The 19,588-nt window shown below is 36.9% G+C and carries 21 protein-coding genes; 12 read left to right on the top strand and 9 right to left on the bottom strand.

The window, feature by feature from the left end; all coding sequences use genetic code 11:
* Positions 1-60: 60 nt before the first annotated feature.
* Positions 61-489 (bottom strand): transposase, encoded by a 429-nt coding sequence (locus tag AAGF08_RS00370; protein ID WP_343508893.1) that lies wholly within the window; start codon positions 487-489, stop codon positions 61-63.
* Between the two features lie 197 nt (positions 490-686).
* On the opposite strand from AAGF08_RS00370, the gene AAGF08_RS00365 reads away from it, so the two are divergent.
* The gene (locus tag AAGF08_RS00365; RefSeq protein WP_343508892.1) at positions 687-1,466 is read left to right on the top strand and encodes an NIPSNAP family protein; all 780 of its coding nucleotides are present in this window, start codon (positions 687-689) and stop codon (positions 1,464-1,466) included.
* A gap of 225 nt (positions 1,467-1,691) precedes the next feature.
* Here the strand turns inward: AAGF08_RS00365 and corA are convergent, their stop codons facing one another.
* Together corA and AAGF08_RS00355 are read right to left on the bottom strand one after the other, a co-directional pair.
* A complete protein-coding gene (gene corA, locus AAGF08_RS00360; protein ID WP_343508891.1) occupies positions 1,692-2,756 on the bottom strand; it encodes a magnesium/cobalt transporter CorA in 1,065 nt (354 codons plus the stop codon).
* A 154-nt stretch (positions 2,757-2,910) separates the two neighbouring features.
* Positions 2,911-4,029 carry an amidohydrolase gene (locus tag AAGF08_RS00355; RefSeq protein WP_343508890.1) on the bottom strand — a complete coding sequence of 373 codons (1,119 nt, stop codon included), beginning with the start codon at positions 4,027-4,029 and terminating at the stop codon, positions 2,911-2,913.
* Positions 4,030-4,172: 143 nt separating this feature from the next.
* On the opposite strand from AAGF08_RS00355, the gene AAGF08_RS00350 reads away from it, so the two are divergent.
* From AAGF08_RS00350 to AAGF08_RS00325, 6 genes are all read left to right on the top strand, one after another.
* Positions 4,173-4,349, top strand: coding sequence for a hypothetical protein (locus AAGF08_RS00350; RefSeq protein WP_343508889.1), 177 nt, complete (start codon positions 4,173-4,175; stop codon positions 4,347-4,349).
* A 10-nt stretch (positions 4,350-4,359) separates the two neighbouring features.
* Positions 4,360-4,989, top strand: a complete 630-nt coding sequence (locus AAGF08_RS00345; RefSeq protein ID WP_343508888.1) for a pseudouridine synthase — start codon at positions 4,360-4,362, stop codon at positions 4,987-4,989.
* A gap of 114 nt (positions 4,990-5,103) precedes the next feature.
* Positions 5,104-6,072, top strand: coding sequence for a MoxR family ATPase (locus AAGF08_RS00340; RefSeq protein ID WP_343508887.1), 969 nt, complete (start codon positions 5,104-5,106; stop codon positions 6,070-6,072).
* A gap of 191 nt (positions 6,073-6,263) precedes the next feature.
* Positions 6,264-7,499 carry a hypothetical protein gene (locus AAGF08_RS00335; protein ID WP_343508886.1) on the top strand — a complete coding sequence of 412 codons (1,236 nt, stop codon included), beginning with the start codon at positions 6,264-6,266 and terminating at the stop codon, positions 7,497-7,499.
* 86 nt (positions 7,500-7,585) lie between these two features.
* Positions 7,586-10,492 (top strand): TonB-dependent receptor, encoded by a 2,907-nt coding sequence (locus AAGF08_RS00330; RefSeq protein ID WP_343508885.1) that lies wholly within the window; start codon positions 7,586-7,588, stop codon positions 10,490-10,492.
* An 81-nt stretch (positions 10,493-10,573) separates the two neighbouring features.
* Complete coding sequence (locus tag AAGF08_RS00325; protein WP_343508884.1) at positions 10,574-11,056, top strand: hypothetical protein; 483 nt, start codon at positions 10,574-10,576, stop codon at positions 11,054-11,056.
* On the opposite strand, the gene AAGF08_RS00320 is transcribed toward AAGF08_RS00325, so the two are convergent.
* Both AAGF08_RS00320 and wecB read right to left on the bottom strand, forming a co-directional pair.
* Positions 11,057-11,542 (bottom strand): cupin domain-containing protein, encoded by a 486-nt coding sequence (locus tag AAGF08_RS00320; protein WP_343508883.1) that lies wholly within the window; start codon positions 11,540-11,542, stop codon positions 11,057-11,059.
* A 1-nt stretch (position 11,543) separates the two neighbouring features.
* Positions 11,544-12,641, bottom strand: a complete 1,098-nt coding sequence (wecB, locus tag AAGF08_RS00315) for a non-hydrolyzing UDP-N-acetylglucosamine 2-epimerase (protein WP_343508882.1) — start codon at positions 12,639-12,641, stop codon at positions 11,544-11,546.
* Positions 12,642-12,780: 139 nt separating this feature from the next.
* Here wecB and AAGF08_RS00310 point away from each other — a divergent pair, with 139 nt between their 5' ends.
* Genes AAGF08_RS00310 through AAGF08_RS00300 form a run of 3 tightly spaced genes read left to right on the top strand, consistent with a single transcriptional unit; the run spans position 12,781 to position 15,674 of the window.
* The gene (locus AAGF08_RS00310) at positions 12,781-13,446 is read left to right on the top strand and encodes a hypothetical protein (RefSeq protein ID WP_343508881.1); all 666 of its coding nucleotides are present in this window, start codon (positions 12,781-12,783) and stop codon (positions 13,444-13,446) included.
* Positions 13,447-13,450: 4 nt separating this feature from the next.
* Entirely contained in the window at positions 13,451-15,148 is a 1,698-nt protein-coding gene (locus AAGF08_RS00305) for a capsule assembly Wzi family protein (RefSeq protein WP_343508880.1), read from the top strand.
* A 10-nt stretch (positions 15,149-15,158) separates the two neighbouring features.
* Positions 15,159-15,674: a peptidylprolyl isomerase gene (locus tag AAGF08_RS00300; protein WP_343508879.1), complete on the top strand. Its 516-nt coding sequence runs from the start codon at positions 15,159-15,161 to the stop codon at positions 15,672-15,674.
* 101 nt (positions 15,675-15,775) lie between these two features.
* Here the strand turns inward: AAGF08_RS00300 and AAGF08_RS00295 are convergent, their stop codons facing one another.
* Together AAGF08_RS00295 and rlmH are read right to left on the bottom strand one after the other, a co-directional pair.
* Positions 15,776-16,591, bottom strand: coding sequence for a hypothetical protein (locus AAGF08_RS00295; RefSeq protein ID WP_343508878.1), 816 nt, complete (start codon positions 16,589-16,591; stop codon positions 15,776-15,778).
* A 181-nt stretch (positions 16,592-16,772) separates the two neighbouring features.
* Positions 16,773-17,246 carry a 23S rRNA (pseudouridine(1915)-N(3))-methyltransferase RlmH gene (rlmH, locus tag AAGF08_RS00290; protein ID WP_343508877.1) on the bottom strand — a complete coding sequence of 158 codons (474 nt, stop codon included), beginning with the start codon at positions 17,244-17,246 and terminating at the stop codon, positions 16,773-16,775.
* A gap of 177 nt (positions 17,247-17,423) precedes the next feature.
* Between rlmH and AAGF08_RS00285 the strand changes: the two genes are divergently transcribed.
* Positions 17,424-17,930 (top strand): fasciclin domain-containing protein, encoded by a 507-nt coding sequence (locus AAGF08_RS00285; RefSeq protein WP_343508876.1) that lies wholly within the window; start codon positions 17,424-17,426, stop codon positions 17,928-17,930.
* A gap of 385 nt (positions 17,931-18,315) precedes the next feature.
* On the opposite strand, the gene AAGF08_RS00280 is transcribed toward AAGF08_RS00285, so the two are convergent.
* The gene (locus AAGF08_RS00280; RefSeq protein ID WP_343508875.1) at positions 18,316-18,789 is read right to left on the bottom strand and encodes a YcxB family protein; all 474 of its coding nucleotides are present in this window, start codon (positions 18,787-18,789) and stop codon (positions 18,316-18,318) included.
* 148 nt (positions 18,790-18,937) lie between these two features.
* On the opposite strand from AAGF08_RS00280, the gene AAGF08_RS00275 reads away from it, so the two are divergent.
* Positions 18,938-19,165, top strand: a complete 228-nt coding sequence (locus AAGF08_RS00275; protein WP_343508874.1) for a hypothetical protein — start codon at positions 18,938-18,940, stop codon at positions 19,163-19,165.
* Here AAGF08_RS00275 and AAGF08_RS00270 read toward each other — a convergent pair.
* Positions 19,162-19,572 carry a transcriptional repressor gene (locus tag AAGF08_RS00270; protein ID WP_343508873.1) on the bottom strand — a complete coding sequence of 137 codons (411 nt, stop codon included), beginning with the start codon at positions 19,570-19,572 and terminating at the stop codon, positions 19,162-19,164. The genes AAGF08_RS00275 and AAGF08_RS00270 overlap by 4 nt on opposite strands.
* Positions 19,573-19,588: the final 16 nt, after the last annotated feature.

Below are 19,588 nucleotides of genomic sequence, written 5' to 3'. Positions count from 1 at the left end.
CATAGAAATCTCCGGCGCTACTATTCAAATATTCCTCTTCCTTTTCTACAATGCCTGCTCTCAAAGGATTTTGGTGAATGTAATTGGCTTTTGTTTTAAAAACTTAACGGTAAATATCTCTTCTCCATGATACCCATCTTCCCAAAAACAAATTTTGTCTTGGAAGCTTAAAGCTAATAACAACCATGATTTTCTGCTCTCTTCCGGGTTATCCTGAATAGCTTTAAAAATCTTCTTTGCTGTGAATTTTTTGAAATCTCTTATAACGTCTGAAAGATTCTCATTTTTTGCACTTGCTATCAAATGGATATGATTACTCATAATCACCCATGAATAAATTTCTAACCCTTTTACCTTCTGACAATAGTTTAGATTCTCCAAAATCAGATCTGAATAATATTTTCTGCTAAAAACATCTACCCATTGATGAACTGTAAATGTTAGAAAATGAACAGCTCCTTGGTCTCTAATTTTAAATTCAAATCCCATGATAAACGTACTAAGTTTTTAGAATTTAATTGAAACGGATTTTAAATCCTATGATCATAGTTCAGGATTGCAAATCCTGAACAGCGCAACAGCTCTAATCTTAAAATTCACTTAGGATTTTTTAAACAGGACACTTCATTAGGAAGTTTCTATTAGATTAGGATTCAATTACCAATTCATAACCTAAAACCTAGAAAATGAAACTTTTAAAAACAGCCTCTTTTGGTTTATTTGCTTTATGTCTCATGATGAGTTTAAGCCTAATGGCTCAAAAAAGAGACATCTACGAGCTAAAAACCTATCATATTGAATCGCCCGAGCAGGAAGCAATGTTGGATAGCTATTTGGAAAAAGCGTTTATTCCAGCTGCCCATCGTCATGGTGTTGAAAAGGTAGGAGTATTTAAGCCTATCGCCTCTCAACCTGATGCCGGACAGAAAGTATATGTGTTTATCCCCTTCAAATCAATGAATGAGTTTATGGCATTTGAAGAAAAATTATTGAAAGATCAAACGTACTTAACAGACGGAGATGCTTATATCAATGCAGCTTTTGACAACCCACCTTACAAGAGAATTGAAACAGCAATAATGAAAGGAATGTCTGAGCACCCGAGGTTTGCTCCTTCTAAATTGACCAATGACAAAAAAGAAAGAGTCTACGAGCTGAGAAGCTATGAAGGCCCGACAGAAAGACTTTATCGTCAAAAAGTAAAGATGTTCAACTCAGGTGAAATGGATATTTTTGAAAGATTAAACTGCAGCCCGATATTCTATGCCGAAACGATCGCAGGCGCCAATATGCCAAATTTGATGTACATGACTACCCATGAAAATATGGATGTTAGAAATGAGCATTGGAAGCAATTTGGAGTTGATCCAAAGTGGATTGAAATGCGGGATATTGAAGAATACAAAAACACAGTTTCCCGAAACGATACTAGGTTATTGTATCCGACTGACTATTCAGATCTTTAAAAGACTTAGGAAGCCGACGGAAGTTGGCTTTTTTTTATAAGTAATAATCTCCCGCAAAGACGCCACAGCGCAAAGAATATTTTTTTGAAAATACCCTGGAGCAGCGGTCTACTTTCCCTTTTTTGAAAGGGGGTTGGGGGATTTTATTTCTTTGGTTTGCGTTGTCCTTCTTCTTCAAAAGCTGGACTTATGGATAAGTCACAGAGTGGCCATTTGTTTAGCAGATTAAAGCCATTTTTTGTTTTTAAAATAAAGTAGCATTCCAACCGCAATACTTATCATGACTCCCCACATGATATAATAGCTGTATTGAAAAGACAACTCGGGTACATTTTCAAAATTTGTTCCGTAAATACCAGCGATAAACGTCAGCGGGATGAAGATCACCGAAAAGACAGTCAAAAATCGCATCGTATCATTTAGCTTACTGCTAATCGTGGTATGGTAAATATTTAGCTGATCCGATAATATTTCCCGATAGCTATCTGAAGAATCGCTTGCCTGACTGATATTGTCTTGTAGCTCCTTAAAGTGAATATCAGTTCCTTCTTCAATCAACTCAGTTTCCATTTTAGCAAGAGAGAAAATCATCTCTTTGGCTGGTTTAATATTCTTTCGTAAGAAGTTGAGTTCTTTTTTATAATTGTTGATTTCATTAATTACCACCTCATTGGGATTTACAAGAAGGTTTTCTTCCAGTGTTTCGATTTTTTCGCCAAGCAATTTGATTACATAGAGATAATTGTCGATCACAATATCCAAAAGAGCAAAGGTTAAGTAATCTGTTCCACCATTTCTAATTCGTTTCTTTTGTTTCCGAATCCGTTCTCGCACCGGTTCGAATACATCCCCCTTCGTCTCCTGAAAAGAAATTAGGACTGATTCGGTGAGAATTAGGCTCAGGTTTTCAATCGTAATTTTTCCGCTTTCATCTTTCATCTGCATCATTTTGATAGTGATCAGGATGCAGTTATCATACTCCAAAACTTTAGGCCTGGAAGTGGTATTCAAAACCTCTGCTATCACCAGCGGATCGAAATCAAAAGACTGAGCAATCTCTTCCATGATTGCAGTATTATGAAGCCCATCTATATTAAGCCAAGTGACCGTATTCTTTTCCTGGTATTGGACAACTTCTTTTACAGTTTGAATGGCGTCCTCCTGATAATTGGATGCATCGAAATCAATGATTCGTAATAAAACATCTTTGGATTTTTGCTCTCCTCTGAAAATCAACTCATCTGGGGAAAGGCCAATCTCTTCTTTTGGTTTTTTTATAAATCTTGCCATTTTCTGAATCGGTATTTTTGGTACGCTCATAATGTATTATAGAATCTTCAGAGTTTATTGAATCTTGAACTCTTAGATAATGCAAAAAATAAATCACTAAGAATACTGTTTCCAGACTTTTTTAGTCCTAATACCAAGCCAAATCGGTAAATAATTAACTTTTTCTCACGATTTCTTCGAAAACTTTTACTCCGGTTTCTATTAATTCATCAGGGAAATCATAGGTCGGCTCATGAAGCTGGGGACAATTTTCTCCTGATCCTAATCCAAACAAGTAGGATGGACATGATTGACTGAATAAGCCAAAATCCTCTGACCAACGGAACGGTTCTGCTTTTTCATAGACATCAACCTGTAGCTCTTTAAATGCCATTTCTGCTATTTTTGCAGCATTTGGATCATTTTTAGAAACAGCGAAAGCCTCTAAATAGGAAATCTCAAAACCCAATTGCTCTTCACCTGCAACTTGCTCAACTTCCCCTTCAATTAGATTAATAAGGCTATCCAGATCTTCCTGATCAAAAGCCCTGATAGTTAGACTTAAACTTCCCTTTCCTGCACTGGTTCCAAAAGCCAGACTGCCTATTTCTGAATGGATAACAGTGACCAAAGCAAAGTTTTTTAGTTTTTCAGGGAATTTTGGCAACACTTGAATCAGTTTAGCTATAGCAAAAGCAGGATTGATCCCTGCATCGGGATGTGCTGCATGGGAAGTTTTTCCAGTTAATGTGATGGTCATGCCGGTACTTCCTGCTGCGAAAGTTCCTTTTCGAGTGACTAGCTGATGAAAAGGGAAACCTGGAAGGTTGTGAAGAGCAAATGCAAAGTCGGGTTTGATTTTTTCAAATTGAGGGTCATCCAGTATTCTTCTTGCCCCCTCTCCAGTTTCTTCAGCGGGTTGGAAAAGTAAAACCACTTCACCTTTTTCAGGCCGTTGTTTTGCCAATTTTTCCCCTAATCCACAAAGTATCGTCATATGACCATCATGCCCGCAAAGATGTGCTTTGCCATTTACTATGCTTTTGTAAGATGGATTTCCAGTTTCTTGGATAGGAAGCGCATCTAATTCAGCCCTGAAAAGTGTCCTTGGTCCAGGAAATTTCCCTTTAAAAATAAATGCCAAACCGGTTCCACCAAGATTTTCAATAGAATCATCCGGTTGAAGGTTTTGAAAAAAAGATTTGATTTTTTTTGCCGTTTCCTGCTCCTCTCCTGCTGTTTCAGGCGTTTTATGAAGTTCTTGTCTTAATTGGATCAGTTGGTTCAAATTCATTTTTATTGAAAATTTCCACCAAGGTAAAGTCCTGATTTTCTTTTGGAACCATTTTTGTAAAATAATTTTTTCAGAAGGGAGGAACTTTTGTTTATTCCTTCGCTATTTTAGGACATCACTTTAACCCTTAAAAGAAAATTTTTATGAGCGAGGTACAACTAAAAGATCTAGAAGCCCAGATTTCTGAACTGAAAAGCCAATTGACGGGAGACATGTTTGCGGACATGGAGCTAAGAGACAAAATCCACAATCTGGAAATGAAACTGAAAGGTGTAAAGCCTATGGATTCCAGCATTGATTGTATCGGTTGCGGAAGTTAATTCCAGCGTTTTGTCACGATACTTTATTATTTACAAACCTTTTGGGGTTTTAAGTCAATTTTCAGGAGAGGCAAATACTTTAGCCTCTCTTTTTGATTTTCCAAAGGAGGTTTATCCTGTCGGAAGATTGGACAAAGACTCGGAAGGCCTTCTTTTGATTACTGACGATAAATGGCTTAATCATCATTTGTTGAATCCTCGTTTTGGTCATCAGCGTACCTATTTGGCTCAAGTGGAAGGAATTCCCACTGCGGAAGCAATCAAGACTTTGAGTAATGGGGTCAAAATCAAGGTAGACGGAAGGGAATATTTAACGAAGCATGCCGTCGCAAAATTATTGGAAAAGGTGCCAGATCTTCCTGAAAGAAACCCTCCGATTCGATACAGGAAGAATGTCCCAGATTCTTGGTTAGAATTGACTCTTATCGAAGGGAAAAACCGACAAGTAAGGAAAATGACTGCAGCTGTTGGATTCCCAACCTTACGCTTGGTTAGAAAATCCATGGAGAAAATAAATATCATGGACTTTAAAGTTGGAGAGGTACAAGAACTGGATAAAGACACAGTTTATCATAAACTTGGACTTACTGGTTTTAAAGAAGCTGCGAAACAGAAGCAAAACAGACCAAAAAGGTCTTAAAAAATCCTAAATTTCCTTTCCACACGAGGCATTACCGCTTCTAAGAATTAAGATTGTCCTTTGGGACTTTTACGTTATTTTAGCCCCATAGCATAGTTATAAAAATCCTCATCCATGCATCAGGAAAAAATTCAAGCAGTTCTAGAAGAAGTAAAAAAGGTAGTCATTGGCCAAGACCGGATGGTTAATCGATTATTAATTGGCTTATTTACGAATGGACATATTTTATTAGAAGGAGTGCCAGGTCTGGCAAAAACCCTTACTGTTAATACACTAGCAAAGGTGCTGCACTTGGACTTTAATAGAATCCAATTTACACCTGATTTGCTGCCAGCTGATTTGATCGGAACGATGATTTATAATCAGCAAACCGGTGATTTTGAAGTGAAAAAAGGACCGATCTTTTCAAATTTAATTTTGGCGGATGAGGTTAACAGATCTCCTGCTAAAGTTCAGTCGGCTCTTTTGGAAGCCATGCAAGAAAAGCAGGTAACGATTGGTGAAACGACATTTCAGCTGGATAGACCATTTTTGGTTCTTGCCACTCAAAACCCGGTTGACCAAGAAGGTACCTATCCACTTCCTGAAGCTCAGGTCGATCGATTTATGATGAAAGTTCATATCGATTATCCTAGCAAGGCTGATGAAATGGAAGTCATGAGAAGAATGGCTAACATGTCTTTTTCCAATGAAGTAAATGCTATTCTTTCGAAGCAGGATGTATTTGATATTAGAAATCAGATTAATGCAGTGAAAATAGCAGAACCATTGGAGCATTATATAATTGAGCTGGTATTTGCGACGCGATTCCCAAATGAGTATGGATTGAAAAATGAGGCTAAATATATCATGTTTGGTGTCTCTCCTAGAGCAAGTATCAATTTAAACTTAGCAGCAAAAGCTGTTGCCTATATGGACGGTAGAGATTATGTATTGCCTGAGGACATCAAGGAAATTGCTGAAGATGTACTAAATCATAGGATAATCCTGAATTATGAGGCAGAGGCAGATGGAATTAACACCCGAGATTTAGTAAAAATATTGATGGAAAAAGTGCCGATTAATAAGTCGGTAACATTCTAATAACATTAAAACCTGTTTTAAAAGGCTTTTCGCAAGGGAAGCCTTTTTTTCTGCCATTTCTATTAATTCAATATTAAATTCTGTCAAATTTTTTAAAAAAAGCATAATTCAAAAAATTCTCTTGTGCTATTTAATTGAATCACTTTTGTATCATCAAACGAAGGCAAAACCACAATTCAATTAATAACTCAATGAAAAAGTTTAATTCACTATTCATTCTATTCGCAGTGATCGTGTTAGGATTCACTAGCTGTATAGAGGGTAATGACAAGCCAACAACCGTGCCCGAGCCTGAAGACCCAACCAATGTGTTGATCAATTCAAATATTACTTCAAACACTACTTGGGAAACTGGAAAGACTTATGTTTTAGGAGGTAGAATTTCTGTAACCTCTGGAAACACATTGACAATTCAGCCAGGAGTAATCGTGAAAGGTGAAGTAGGAACTGGATCAAATGCTACTGCATTGATCATCGCTAGAGGTGCAAAAATTGATGCACAGGGAACAGCTAACTCTCCCATCATTTTTACAACTATTGCGGATGAAATCAAACCAGGAGAAATCGTATCTCCAAACCTTGAGCCAAACCTAACTGGACTTTGGGGCGGGATATTGATTCTTGGTAATGCAAAAGGGTCTTTTGCCGGTGACGTAACGGAAGTTCAAATTGAAGGAATTCCACCGTCAGATACAAATGGCCTTTATGGTGGAACTGACGATGCTGATAATTCAGGTATCATTAAATATATCTCAATCCGCCACGGTGGTGCTAACATCGGAGAAGGAAACGAAATAAATGGTTTGACTCTTGGAGCAGTTGGATCAGGTACAATCATCGAAAATGTAGAAGTAATCGGAAATCAGGATGATGGTATAGAATGGTTCGGTGGCTCTGTAAATGTCACTAACGCACTAGTTTGGAATCCAGGTGATGATGGAATGGATACGGACCAGGCATGGTCTGGTACTTTAGATAACTTCATTGTCATAGCGGGAAGTGAGACAGATCATACATTGGAAATAGATGGACCAGAGGGTTCTGCACTTGCAGGACACACATTGAAAAACGGATCTATTAAAGGAAATGATGTCGCTGAATTCGGTGATTTCAGAGACGGAGCAAGAGGCAATTTCGAAAACATCTACTTCTTTGGATTTGCTGATCCGGCTACTACAGATGGAAGAGGAGACCTTTCTCTAAGTGGTGATAAGGCTTTGGCAACTTTTGCCGATGGATCTTTAAAATTCATGAGCCTTGAAGCAACACTTGCTGAAGGTGTAACACTTGAAACAGTATTTAAAGCAGGAACAGTTGAATTTGCTATGGCTGTTGAAGCCGGAGCTAATACAATAGGTGCTGATAAATCAGCCTTCGCAAACTGGACTTGGGCTTTTCAAGATGGTCAGTTAGCATATTTTAAATAAACAATAAACGAAACTTGGAGAAGGAAGAAAGGACTTGCAAGGTGTCTTTCTTCCAATTCTGAATTAAGTGATTATCTAATTGCTGTATGAAAAATAAATCTACAAATAAGTTCTTGACACGTACCATTGTTGTCTTGATCGTTCTGGTTTTATCTCAGGTCATTGCGGGATTCGCATTTGCTCAAAAAGGAACAATTCGAGGAACAATCTTCGAAGAAGGTACAGGAGAACCATTATTCGGTGTTTCTGTACTAGTTAAAGAAACTTCTACTGGAGCAGTAACTGATTTCGATGGGAAATTCGAGATTCAAGTTGAGCCAGGGACTTACTCGATTCAGATTTCTTATATCTCTTACTCCACCGTTGAGCTAACAGGAGTAGAAGTGAAAGCTGGGGCAGTAAATGTTCTAAATGACATTGCAATGGCTGAGGAGGCTTCAGAATTGGAAACAGTAACTATTGCTGCTACTGCCATTCGTACTACAGAATCAGCTTTGATGTCAGTAAAGAGAAATGCTGCCAACTTGCTGGATGGTATATCTGCAAGCACATTCCGTCAAATCGGAGATGGCGATGCAGCATCTGCTGTAAAAAGAGTAACAGGTGTTTCCATTGAAGGTGGAAAATACATCTATGTAAGAGGTTTGGGAGATAGATATACAAAAACGGTATTGAACGGAGTTGATATACCTGGTCTTGATCCAGATAGAAACTCTATTCAGATGGATATCTTCCCAACGAATGTGATCGATAATATTATAGTTTCAAAATCATTTACAGCTGAACTTCCAGCTGATTTCACAGGAGGTGTAGTAGATATTGAGACTAAAGATTTCCCTGAGGAGAAATCAATGAAGTTGAGCTTGAGTGGTGGAATTAATCCTTCTATGCACTTCAATTCCAACTATTTGAAATATGATGGTGGCAAGAGTGATTGGTTAGGTTTTGATGATGGTACTAGATCTATCCCAACAGGAGGTAGAACCGATATTCCACAATATGGAGATGCAGTAGGAAATCCAAATGGACCAAAAGGTCTAGAGTATCAGCAAATCCTTGGTGATTTCAACAAAACTTTGGGTGGATATAGAAGTAATAGCTTGATGGACGCAGGAGTAAGCTTTTCTTTAGGAAACCAAATTGCTAGGTCCAGGGCTACATGGGGATATAATTTTGCATTGACCTATAAGAATGAAACCGAGTTTTATCAGGATGCAGAATTCAACCTTTATGCTAAGCCAAGAGAATCTTCTGCCACTGAATTAGAAGCACTTGAAAGACAGAAAGGTGATTACGGAGTAAATAATGTTTTGCTTGGTGGGTTAGCGGGAATTGCTTTAAAAACTGAAAATTCTAAGTATAAACTAAACTTGATGCACCTTCAAAATGGTGAATCAAAAGCAGGTGAATTTGACTTCGTAAATACCAATTTGGGAGCAAACTTCGAAGCAAAACAATACAATTTAGAATATAGCCAAAGAGCTTTAACTAGCATTCTTTTAGGAGGGACTCATTTCTTTAATGGAAGAGATTGGGAAGTAAACTGGAAATTGGCTCCAACCAGATCTACGATCCAGGATCCGGATATTCGATTCACAAGATTCAGAGTTCCTGAAAATACCATTTCAACAGAGGTTGGCTTACCTGCAAGAATTTGGAGAAATCTAGAAGAGTATAGTGTGGTAGGCAAGCTTGATGTAGCTAGAAATCTTTCTCTTTTCCAAAGAGATGCTAAAGTTAAATTTGGAACAAACTACGTATTCAAATACAGAGATTTTGATATTCAAAGCTTTCAGTTTGCCACAGGTGATACAGAATTTACAGGTGATCCAAATGAGATTCTTCAGACAGAAAACCTATTTGCTGCAGATAATAGAAATGGAGTTAGATACAATGCTGACTTTATTCCAATCAACCCTAATAAATACGAGTCAATTGCAACAAACGTAGCTGGATATGCTTCTGTGGAAGCAAATCCTACTGCTAATTTGAAAGCGGTTGTAGGTTTGAGAGTTGAACAGTTCAACCAATTCTATACTGGTACAAACCAAACTGGTACAATCAATTATGATTTGGTAACCATGCTTGATGATTTGGATTTCTTCCCAACCGTCAACTTGATTTACAATTTGAAGGAAAAGCAGAACTTGAGATTCTCTGCTTCTAGAACTATCGCTAGACCTTCCTTCAAAGAATTGTCTTATGCAGAGATTTTAGATCCAATTACCGGTAGAACATTCATCGGTGGATTATATCCAGAAACTACCAACGGTGGTACCGAGGTTCTATGGGATGGTAATTTGGTTTCGACTCGAATCAACAATTTTGATTTAAGATGGGAAGCTTTCCAGGATAGAGGCCAGATGTTCTCAGTAAGTGCGTTCTATAAGACGTTTGACAAGCCTATTGAAATGGTTCAGTTCCTAGCCGATCCAGGTACATTCCAGCCTAGAAACGTGGGTAATGGTAGTGTAGCAGGTTTGGAATTTGAATTCAGAAAATCTTTGAAATTTATTGCACCAAAGCTTGAAAATTTTAACTGGAACACAAATGTGACTGTAACTAAGTCTCAGATTAAAATGTCTGAATCTGAATTCAGGTCCAGAACTTTAACCGCTAGAGAAGGTCAAGAGATCAAAGATACAAGGGATATGGCTGGTCAGGCTCCTTATATTATCAACACAGGATTGAGTTATCAGTCATTTGTGAATGGTTTAGAAGCAGGCATTTTCTATAATGTCCAGGGCTCAACTCTAAATTATGTTGGTTTTGGTAACAGAACTGATACTTATACTGTCCCTTTCCACAGCTTGAATCTAAATGTGAACAAGACCTTTGGTGCTGATGAGCGTTTTCAGGCAGGATTTGGAGTTCAGAATCTCTTGAATGACAAAAAAGAAATGGTTTTCAGATCTTATGAAGCCCAAGATCAAATCTTTACAAGATTGTCTCCAGGAACAAAAATCACGATGAGAGTTGCCTTCTCATTCTAAGAAAAAACACCACAATGAATATTAAAAATAGGCTCCAATTGGAGCCTATTTTTTTTAGAGTTTTTTTAGTTATTTTTCAATATGAGACTTGTCAAAATTACTTTAATCCTCTTTACATTTTTCTTAGTTGGATGCCATGAAGATCCTATTTGCTGTACGGTGATAGATATAGGTTTTGATCTTACAGTAACCGATGTCCAAGGAAATGATTTATTGGATCGAAATAATCCTAATAGTTTTAAGGAGGAATTTATCAATCTTTACTACATGGAGGAAGGGAAAAAAGTGAGAGTTTTTAATGGAAGATTTGATCACCCAAAAAACTTTTTCATTTACAAAGACGAACAAAATGACAATTATGTCATGAGGGTTTTCTTGGGAGGTGATTATCCTATTGGCGAGACTATAATTGAATGGAGCAAGGATGAAAGTGATACATTCGTAGGTGAAATGAAAAAACTTGGAGAAGCGGGTATTATTTTGACCAAAGTCTGGTATCAAGAAGACCTTGTTTATGACACAAAAAGTTTAAAAACGGCCTCAGTTTTTTCTCTTAGGAAATAATTATGTCAATGTGGAAATAATAGCTTCCTGATCTGGATAAGTCATTATTAAATCTTCCTTCCTAAACAGTTCAAAATCCTCAAAATCGAATCCTGGAGCTACTACGCAGGAAACTAAGGCATAGCCATCTTTTTCATCCACTGTGCTTCCGAAAATTTTCTGAGCTGGTACCATTTGCTGAGGTTGTGAACCTGAGTCATTAGTAGGTCCAAGAAGTAATGTATGATGACCTTTTTGATCTAGAATATGTATGGTCAGCGGGCTTCCTTCATGCCAAAACCAATGTTCATCGCTTTTGATTCGATGGAATTTTGAAACATTTTCTGAAGTCAACAAAAAATAGATAACCGTACAAAGATTCCGCTCTCCATTTGGAGTTTTGACCAAATCGGTAGACCGATATGCTTCTTTATAAAATCCCCCTTCCGGATGTGGAAGGAGATTTAATTCCGAAATCAATTGCTTGATTCTTTCCTTTGTCACCATTTTAATCAGGGTATTTTTCCATTAAAATAGAAACAATTCTCTCGGCAGTTTTGCCATCCCAAAGAGGAATTCCCTGATACTTCTTCCACTCACCCTTCATAACTTTTTCTAAAAACGGCTTCAGTTTAGTGGGATCTGTTCCGACTAATTCATTTGTTCCCAAATTGATTGTTTCCGGTCTTTCGGTATTATCTCTTAATGTAATGCATGGAACATTCATGACTGAAGCTTCCTCAGTTATTCCACCTGAATCAGTAATCACACATTTAGCATTTTTGACCAAATAATTGAATTCCAAATACCCCAATGGATCCGTCATTTTTAAATTTGGAGCATCAATTCCGATTGCCTGGAGATTTTTTGCTGTTCGGGGATGAACTGGAAAAATGATAGTCAAGCCTTTTGTTCCTTCCAAAATAGCATCAACCATAGCTTTTAGCTTATGTTCTTGATCTACATTGGCGGGCCTGTGCATGGTCATTACGAAATATTGTCCAGCTTTTAAGGCGTCAAATATTTCTCCTTCAGGCTTGTTAAACCTTGGCATTTGAGCCAAAAGCGTATCGATCATGGTATTTCCTACATAGTGGATTTTATTCTCAGAGAATCCACTATTTCTTAGGTTTGTATTTGCTATCTCAGAAGTTGTGAAAAAATGATCAGTGATGCTATCCGTCACCATCCTATTGATTTCTTCGGGCATGGTCAAATCTCCAGAACGAATACCGCCTTCAACATGAGCCACGTCTATTTGAAGTTTCTTTGCTGTGATAGAACAGGCCAAAGTGCTCGTTACATCCCCAACTACCAAAACTAAATCAGGTCTATTTTCTATCAATTCTTTTTCAAATGCAACCATTATAGCGGCAGTTTGCTCAGCTTGGGTTCCTCCTCCACCACCAAGATTCGCATCGGGATCTGGTATTCCCAATTGTTCGAAAAAATCCCCTGACATCTTTTTATCGTAATGTTGGCCTGTATGAACAAGGCGGTATTTAACAGATAAGCCCTTTTTTTGTTGATCTTGAAGTGCATGAATAATAGGTGCGATCTTCATGAAGTTTGGTCGTGCCCCGGCGACTATGGTAAAATTACCCATAATTGAAGTTTGAAAATTTATTCAAAAATAAAGATTACTTATTGCTCTCCTCTAGAAAAATAGGAAAGTTTGTATAATCCTCATTTGGCTGGTTTTTTGTTTCTTTGTGAAGTTCATTTTTATATGCAAATTATAATTCATGGTGTTACGCACTTGGTCTAAAAACTGGGTTACCCTTCCAGTCTTGATTCTCTTGGGTTTTCTTTGGTCGTGCAGTGAAACTTTGGAATCTGAAAGTATAGTTTATTCCAACGATTTTTCGGATTTGAATTTGGCAGGTTTTGAGAATGGGAGATTGTTTGTATTTGAGAATGATACTGTTGCAGGCTATTATCATAACGAAGAGGTTGCGGTCAGTGTATCTGATCTACCTTCCCACAATTTAATAAAAGTGACCATTGAAATTATCGTTCATGACAGTTGGGACGGGAATCCAGATGATGGGGTATCAGGGCCTGATTTCTGGTTTTTTGGTATAGATAACCAAGAAGTTTTTAGAACTACCTTTTCAAACTCACCTTGTGCGCCAACATATTGTCTCTATCAATCGTACCCAGCTACCTACTTTAGACAGAATGTTCCAAAATCCGGAGCTATTCAGACTAATTTGCCAGGTCTCTGTATTTTTGGGGCTTTTAATAATTACAGTACAAAATATAGCATCTCAAAAATTATGGATCATAGCAACCCTTCAGCAAGGATTTATATGAATTCTGATTTGGTTCAAGAAAACAGTCCAGATCCTACCTGCGATGAATCCTGGTCTATTTCAAAAATTGAAATCACAGCACTCACACTTAATTAACTCTATGAAAATAATTGTGAGAAAATATATTCTGCTTGGATTGTTATTATTGCTTGGATTCAAATCTTCATTTGGTCAAACTGTACCAGTTGGAATGCCTTTGCTTGATCAGTATTTAAGAAGAGCACAACTACTAGGGGTGGTAGATTCTAGTTCTTCTTTTATGATTCGTCCGATCTATCCAACCGAAGCTTTTGGTTTTAAAAATGGATTTGATTTAGATAGTTCGGTAGTTGATATAGAGAATTCTAGATTCCATAGGTATTTTGGAAAGGAAAATAAGGGAAAGCTTTTGGTCCTTCCAGCCGTTTTGAAAACGCAGTTTAATTCTACCTATGCTTTTGGAGTAAATGATGGAGCATTCATTCCTAATCGGGGTATTCAAACTATTCTTAGTCCTGGAGCATATGCAGAATATGGGAACTGGAGTTTTCAATTTCAACCTGAAATTTTAATCGCTCAAAACAAGGATTATATAGGATTCCCAATTGAACATCAGGCAACTATCCTGTTTTATTATGAGTACATGAACCGAATTGATATGCCAGAGCGATTTGGAAATTCGGGGTATAACAAGGTTTATGGTGGGCAATCCAGTTTAAGGTATAATCTCAATGAGGTTTCAATAGGTATTTCAACCGAGAATCTTTGGTGGGGACCAGGAAGAAGGAATTCCTTATTGCTTGGAAATAATGCGCCCGGATTCTTTCATTTTACCTTAAATACAAGAAAACCTATTCAAACAAAAATTGGATCTTTTGAAGGGCAAATGGTAGCTGGATTTTTGAAATCAAGCGGGTTTTTGCCGCCATTAAGTGATTACAATATTCAGGAAAATCCAGTTTACATTCCTAAACCTGAAGAGAACAAAAGATACTTATCTGGGTTGATTTTCACCTATCAACCCAAATGGGTTCCTGGTTTATTTCTTGGATATGGATCTGTAAATCAAATGTACCGTAAGGAGGTATCGACTTTTGGTGATTTAATACCTGTATTTAATGGAAGGAAGGGGCCTGAAAATATACTTGATCCCACTCGAGATAAAAGGCAGCAATTTAGCTCAGGATTTTTCAGATGGATGAGTCCGACCGGACACTTTGAGTTTTATGGAGAATATGGAACGAGGGGGAATAATAGGAAATTGGAAGACTTCATGATTACCCCAGAATCAGGGAGAGCATTTACATTTGGGTTCTCTCATCTGATGAGTTTAAAAAAACCGGGGCATTATCTTCAGATAAGTTCCGAAATGACTCAAACAGGACAAACGATTCGGAAAGACATTAGAAACTTAGAGACATGGTATATCCATGATCATGTACGCGAAGGTTACACACACAATGGTCAAGTATTAGGAGTTGGGAATGGCCCAGGAAGCAATGTTATTTTTGTAGAATTCGCTTGGGTAAATAAAATGAATCGTATTGGATTTCAAATGGAGCGGATCGTTTATAATAATGATTTTTATTATTTCCGATATGAAGCTTCAAAGGATTGGAGAAATAAGTATGTCGATCTGGTGCCTTCTCTTGTTGGTGACTGGAAAGTTGGAGATTTCCTTTTAAGCGGGAAAATGCAATACGTAAACACATTAAATTATAAGTGGTTTTTGGAAAATCAACCGGATCAGTATTTTGTTCCTGGCTATGATAGAAAGAATTTTGTGGCACAAATAGGAGTCGCCTACCTATTCAGATAAGGTATATTTTATGAAAGTCGAAAAAAACAAAGTAGTAGGGATTAGTTATCAACTTAAAGTGGATGATGGAGAATCAGGCATGGTGGATTTCGAGAATGTGCCTGAAAATCAACCGTTTCTTTTCCTATTTGGTACTGGAGCAGTTTTCCCAAAATTTGAAGAAGCTTTGGAAGGAAAATCAATAGGGGATGAATTTTCGGTCTTTTTAGATTTTGAAGATGCTTATGGAGATTATTATGAAGAAAGGAAAACTATAATCCCAAAAGCAAATTTTAAGCAAGAAGGGAAAAAGGCAAAAGATCTTCTTAAGGTTGGAGCTGTGATTCCCATGCAGGACGATAAAGGGAATCAAGTTAAGGGCGAGATTACGAAGATCGATTATATGGGAGTACATATGGACTTTAATCCTCCTTTGGCAGCACATGATCTTCAGTTTGATGGGAAAATCGTGTTAATTAGAGATGCTCAGCCGGAAGAAATAGAGCATGGTCATGTTCATGGGCCCGATGGACATCACCATCATTAAAAAGAGAAAATATTTCCTTTATTGGCGGGGCCTATATTTTAAAAGAATTTTTGAAATAAAATGTTGATTGAAAATATCTTAAACCTGTTCGAGGAAAAATTCTATTTTACATCATAACCATAAACATTGTAGGCCTGCTCAATCGCTAACTCGCGAAGGTTTTTTATTCTTTCAGAATCATAAAGAATGATTGCTTTTGAGAGCTGTTTTGAAGCAAGCCCAAAAGATTGTTCATTAAAATGAGTTATTGCATCATTATAATATTGAAGACCTGCTAATTGAGTCAAAGAGACCTTTCTAAAAATTGCATTGTCGGATAAATCTATTTCTGGATTTCCCAATCTTTGCGTTAGAGAACTCAACTGAGCAAATTCTACTGCTTTATAGCTTTCTAAATAAGCTTGAACATCAGATGGTCTTGTGATCATTCCACCGATAGGTAATGTGCTTTCTAAGATGATGGTTTTACGGTCAAGGGTGACTGCTATAAACACATGAAAATCGGTTTCTATTATATTATAATCAAATCCGTATCGGTCTAATAGCATGCCTAAGGTCGCAGACCCACTCACGCAATCAAATTTTCCATCCAGAAGCATATCGTTGAAAGTGGAATGCTTCACATAGGTCTTTAACAAAGATTTATGTGATTTTTGGAAAATGTGCCTTAAGAAATTGTAATCACTCTTTGTTTTGGATCTTTTATGATCCAGCTCTTCAATTAATTCATTCCATTTTTGTTCATGGATTTCATTGGCATGAACTGCCGTAAAAAGTTTTAAAGGGTCTGAAGTTCCTTCCTTCCAAATGGACTCTTCTTTTTGAGTTTCAAAAAACAACTCCTCATTTGGATATAATTCTTCCTGGGCAAAAGTAAAGTTACTGAGCCCAAAAATCATCAAATATGTGAGGATCATATGTTTCATTTTGCATGAAGCCTATGTTAATCAGAACATGTAAAGTTAACAATTTGGTAACATTAGCAAAAAAAAAGACTAATAACTTAACATTAGGGTAATTTGTAAGGAAAATTTTAACGCCTGTCAAAAGACATAATCACGTGTTTCTAGTATTAGCTCCCTATATTCCTAGCAAGCCTTATTCGTGGTGGTAGGGCTCATTTCGAAGAATAGTAAAGCCTCTGTAGAGTTGTTCTATAAAAAATGGGCGGATCATTTGATGTGAAAAAGTCATTTTAGACATAGAAATCTTCCCATTAGAACGGGAATAGACTTCTTGCGAAAAACCGTAAGGTCCTCCAATAACAAATACTAGTTGCTTTAAGCCCGAATTCATTCTTTTCTGAAGAAATTCGGAAAAATCTACTGAGCTATAGCTTTTGCCCCGTTCATCCATCAAAATTAATTGGTCTGAAGAAGCTAATTTTTTTAAGATCAACTCCCCTTCTTTTTCTTTTTGGAGGGTCTCTGAAAGGGATTTGGTGTTTTTGAGATCGGGAATTACCTCAAACTCAAACTTGATGTAAAAATTCAAACGTTTACTGTAATCATCGATCAGCGAGATGATCGCTTGATTATCCGTTTTTCCAATAGCGATTAATTTGATTTGCATTCCTAAATATCCATTTTTCTTTTTATCACTCTTATTATATCCTTGGATTGACCCAAAGCACCTTCTGTGTAAAATAAATATTATAAAACACTGTATTCTAAAAATTTAAAAAACAATTAGAAACTATCCTTGTTCATTAAGCTATAAACCAATTTTAACTATTACTAATTATCAATTATGAAAAAACTAGGATCAGTACTTATGCTTGCAATGTTAATTGTAGCATCTTCATTTACTACAAAAACAAACTCAGTTCATGAGACTAAGATTGAAGCAGACATTGTAGACTTGGCAGTATCACAAGATTTTTTAACAACTTTAGTTGCTGCTGTTAAAGCAGGTGATTTGGTTGATGTTTTGAAAGGGGAAGGCCCATTCACAGTTTTCGCTCCAACTAATGAAGCATTTGCAAAGTTGCCAGCGGGTACTGTAGAAACTCTATTAAAGCCTGAAAACAAGGCACAATTGGTGAAAATTCTTACTTATCATGTAGTACCTGGTAAGGTAATGTCAACAGATCTTAAAAATGGTCAAATGGCAAAAACAGTAGAAGGAAGTTCTATCAAAGTAACTTTAAAAGATGGAAAAGCTATGATTAACAATGCAACAGTTACTGCAGCAGATATTGAAGCTGATAATGGTGTGGTGCATGTAATCGATACGGTTATCATGCCTCCTATGTAGTCAAAAATATTTTATTAAAAAGCCTATCAAACGATAGGCTTTTTTTATGGATTAACCGCAATTAATAATTCACCTCTTTCATATATTTATTTGGTCACTGTGGTTTCTTTTTTTTTCATCGGAGCGTATTTCTTGCTAGTCAAAAAAGTGAACAGTATTTCAAAGAAATCTTGTAAAGGTTTATATAGTCTTAATATTATTTACTGCTTGTGTTATACTTTTTATGCCTGCGCAAGTAGGGTCACAATTTCTGAAACACATTGAATAGATTCACTTTTTTACCATTTTGACCATATATTTTTCTCTGAAAAAATTAAATCAAATTCTAATAAAAGATTTCAGGTTCATGAAAAAGCCTTCTGGATTTCTCTCAGAAGGCATTCAATTATTTGATCAATTCTTTCCGCTTTAGAATTGTTTCCATAAACTTTCGCTCGTTTTCTGAATTAAAAATTCTGAATGGAAGATGGATAAACTGTGCCTTGGAAAGATAAAGAACATACGCATCTTTTTTCACTTCTGCTTTTTTGATCATATTCCACTGAATAGGCATTCCCTGACGCGCATTAATTTTCATTAGGATCTGCCTGCTGTCTATCTCATAGGCCATTCGTTCAAAAATGGTTTTATTTTGTTCCATTTGAGTCACACCGGTAAATTGGATTGCCCAAAACAACACATAAAGCCCATAAGCAATAAGGGCCCCAATAATCCACCAGATAGAAGGAATCCAGAAATAGCCACACATAATCGCCAAAGCAATTGGAATAACCCACCATTGCTCTTTGAGAATGTGAACTAGTCCCATTTTGATATAAGTTCCTGTTTCCAGTTGGTATTTTTTCGTCTTTACTATCATCACTTTTATTTTCAGTGCGCAAATATCCAAGTATCCGAGGGATTAAACAAGTCGAATAAAATCATAAAATCATGATTTATAGAAAACAATTTGCCAAAGGCATTGATTTAAAATGAGTATTGGATTATCTTTTATAAAATTTTTAGCCATGAGTAGTTTAGTAATAGATTTGGTGCTCTGTGGGTTGGCTTATGTAATTTTGATTTATTTCGTAGCCACCTTAACTCGCAACTCTCTGAAAAAGCGAGACCGAAATGGAGATGATGGAGATGGAGGAATAGAGGATTTCACTCCTCCAAAAATTGATTTGCCACCTGGAGTCATTTGGCCCTCAGATGCCCCTAGAAATTCTAGACCCGAACCTGTGGAGTTTTAATGACATTTTTTACAGATACCCTGTACCAATAAGCTCATTTCTTTTTTTTGGAATCCGGAGGGAAGTTTTATAGAAGGTAGTGTTATCGATTCTAAGCAAGTCGTTTCCCCACAAATCTCACACTTAAAGTGAACATGTTCATGACTGTGTTCTTCATGCTCTTCATGTGAACAAAGGGCATATTTAGCCCCTCCGCTATCATCAAGCACTTTATGAATTACGTCCTTATCTACAAAAGTTTTTAGAGTGCGATAGATAGTTACTCTGTCAAATTGATTATCCAGACTATCTTCCAAGTCGGAATGAGCCAAAGCCACTTGCTTTTCAAGAAACTCACGAATGATTTCCAGTCTGCAATCTGTAATTCGCAGTTTGTGACTTTGCAATATGGAATGGGGGCTTGACATTTACTTTTTGGAAACA

Origin of the sequence: Algoriphagus sp. SE2, assembly GCF_039563885.1 — a bacterium.
Lineage (GTDB): Bacteria > Bacteroidota > Bacteroidia > Cytophagales > Cyclobacteriaceae > Algoriphagus.
This window is presented reverse-complemented; position numbering and strand designations above follow the sequence as displayed.

Excerpts from the sequence above, each read along its gene's own strand:
- AAGF08_RS00285 (WP_343508876.1), top strand. The coding sequence starts at position 17,424 with ATGAAAAAACTAGGATCAGTACTTATGCTTGCAATGTTAATTGTAGCA.
- AAGF08_RS00295 (WP_343508878.1), bottom strand. The coding sequence starts at position 16,591 with ATGATCCTCACATATTTGATGATTTTTGGGCTCAGTAACTTTACTTTT.
- AAGF08_RS00370 (WP_343508893.1), bottom strand. The coding sequence starts at position 489 with ATGGGATTTGAATTTAAAATTAGAGACCAAGGAGCTGTTCATTTTCTA.
- AAGF08_RS00340 (WP_343508887.1), top strand. The coding sequence starts at position 5,104 with ATGCATCAGGAAAAAATTCAAGCAGTTCTAGAAGAAGTAAAAAAGGTA.
- AAGF08_RS00275 (WP_343508874.1), top strand. The coding sequence starts at position 18,938 with ATGAGTAGTTTAGTAATAGATTTGGTGCTCTGTGGGTTGGCTTATGTA.
- AAGF08_RS00350 (WP_343508889.1), top strand. The coding sequence starts at position 4,173 with ATGAGCGAGGTACAACTAAAAGATCTAGAAGCCCAGATTTCTGAACTG.
- AAGF08_RS00305 (WP_343508880.1), top strand. The coding sequence starts at position 13,451 with ATGAAAATAATTGTGAGAAAATATATTCTGCTTGGATTGTTATTATTG.
- AAGF08_RS00335 (WP_343508886.1), top strand. The coding sequence starts at position 6,264 with ATGAAAAAGTTTAATTCACTATTCATTCTATTCGCAGTGATCGTGTTA.
- AAGF08_RS00300 (WP_343508879.1), top strand. The coding sequence starts at position 15,159 with ATGAAAGTCGAAAAAAACAAAGTAGTAGGGATTAGTTATCAACTTAAA.
- AAGF08_RS00270 (WP_343508873.1), bottom strand. The coding sequence starts at position 19,572 with ATGTCAAGCCCCCATTCCATATTGCAAAGTCACAAACTGCGAATTACA.
- AAGF08_RS00280 (WP_343508875.1), bottom strand. The coding sequence starts at position 18,789 with ATGATAGTAAAGACGAAAAAATACCAACTGGAAACAGGAACTTATATC.
- AAGF08_RS00325 (WP_343508884.1), top strand. The coding sequence starts at position 10,574 with ATGAGACTTGTCAAAATTACTTTAATCCTCTTTACATTTTTCTTAGTT.
- AAGF08_RS00330 (WP_343508885.1), top strand. The coding sequence starts at position 7,586 with ATGAAAAATAAATCTACAAATAAGTTCTTGACACGTACCATTGTTGTC.
- AAGF08_RS00355 (WP_343508890.1), bottom strand. The coding sequence starts at position 4,029 with ATGAATTTGAACCAACTGATCCAATTAAGACAAGAACTTCATAAAACG.
- wecB (WP_343508882.1), bottom strand. The coding sequence starts at position 12,641 with ATGGGTAATTTTACCATAGTCGCCGGGGCACGACCAAACTTCATGAAG.
- AAGF08_RS00320 (WP_343508883.1), bottom strand. The coding sequence starts at position 11,542 with ATGGTGACAAAGGAAAGAATCAAGCAATTGATTTCGGAATTAAATCTC.
- AAGF08_RS00310 (WP_343508881.1), top strand. The coding sequence starts at position 12,781 with ATGGTGTTACGCACTTGGTCTAAAAACTGGGTTACCCTTCCAGTCTTG.
- corA (WP_343508891.1), bottom strand. The coding sequence starts at position 2,756 with ATGGCAAGATTTATAAAAAAACCAAAAGAAGAGATTGGCCTTTCCCCA.
- AAGF08_RS00365 (WP_343508892.1), top strand. The coding sequence starts at position 687 with ATGAAACTTTTAAAAACAGCCTCTTTTGGTTTATTTGCTTTATGTCTC.
- rlmH (WP_343508877.1), bottom strand. The coding sequence starts at position 17,246 with ATGCAAATCAAATTAATCGCTATTGGAAAAACGGATAATCAAGCGATC.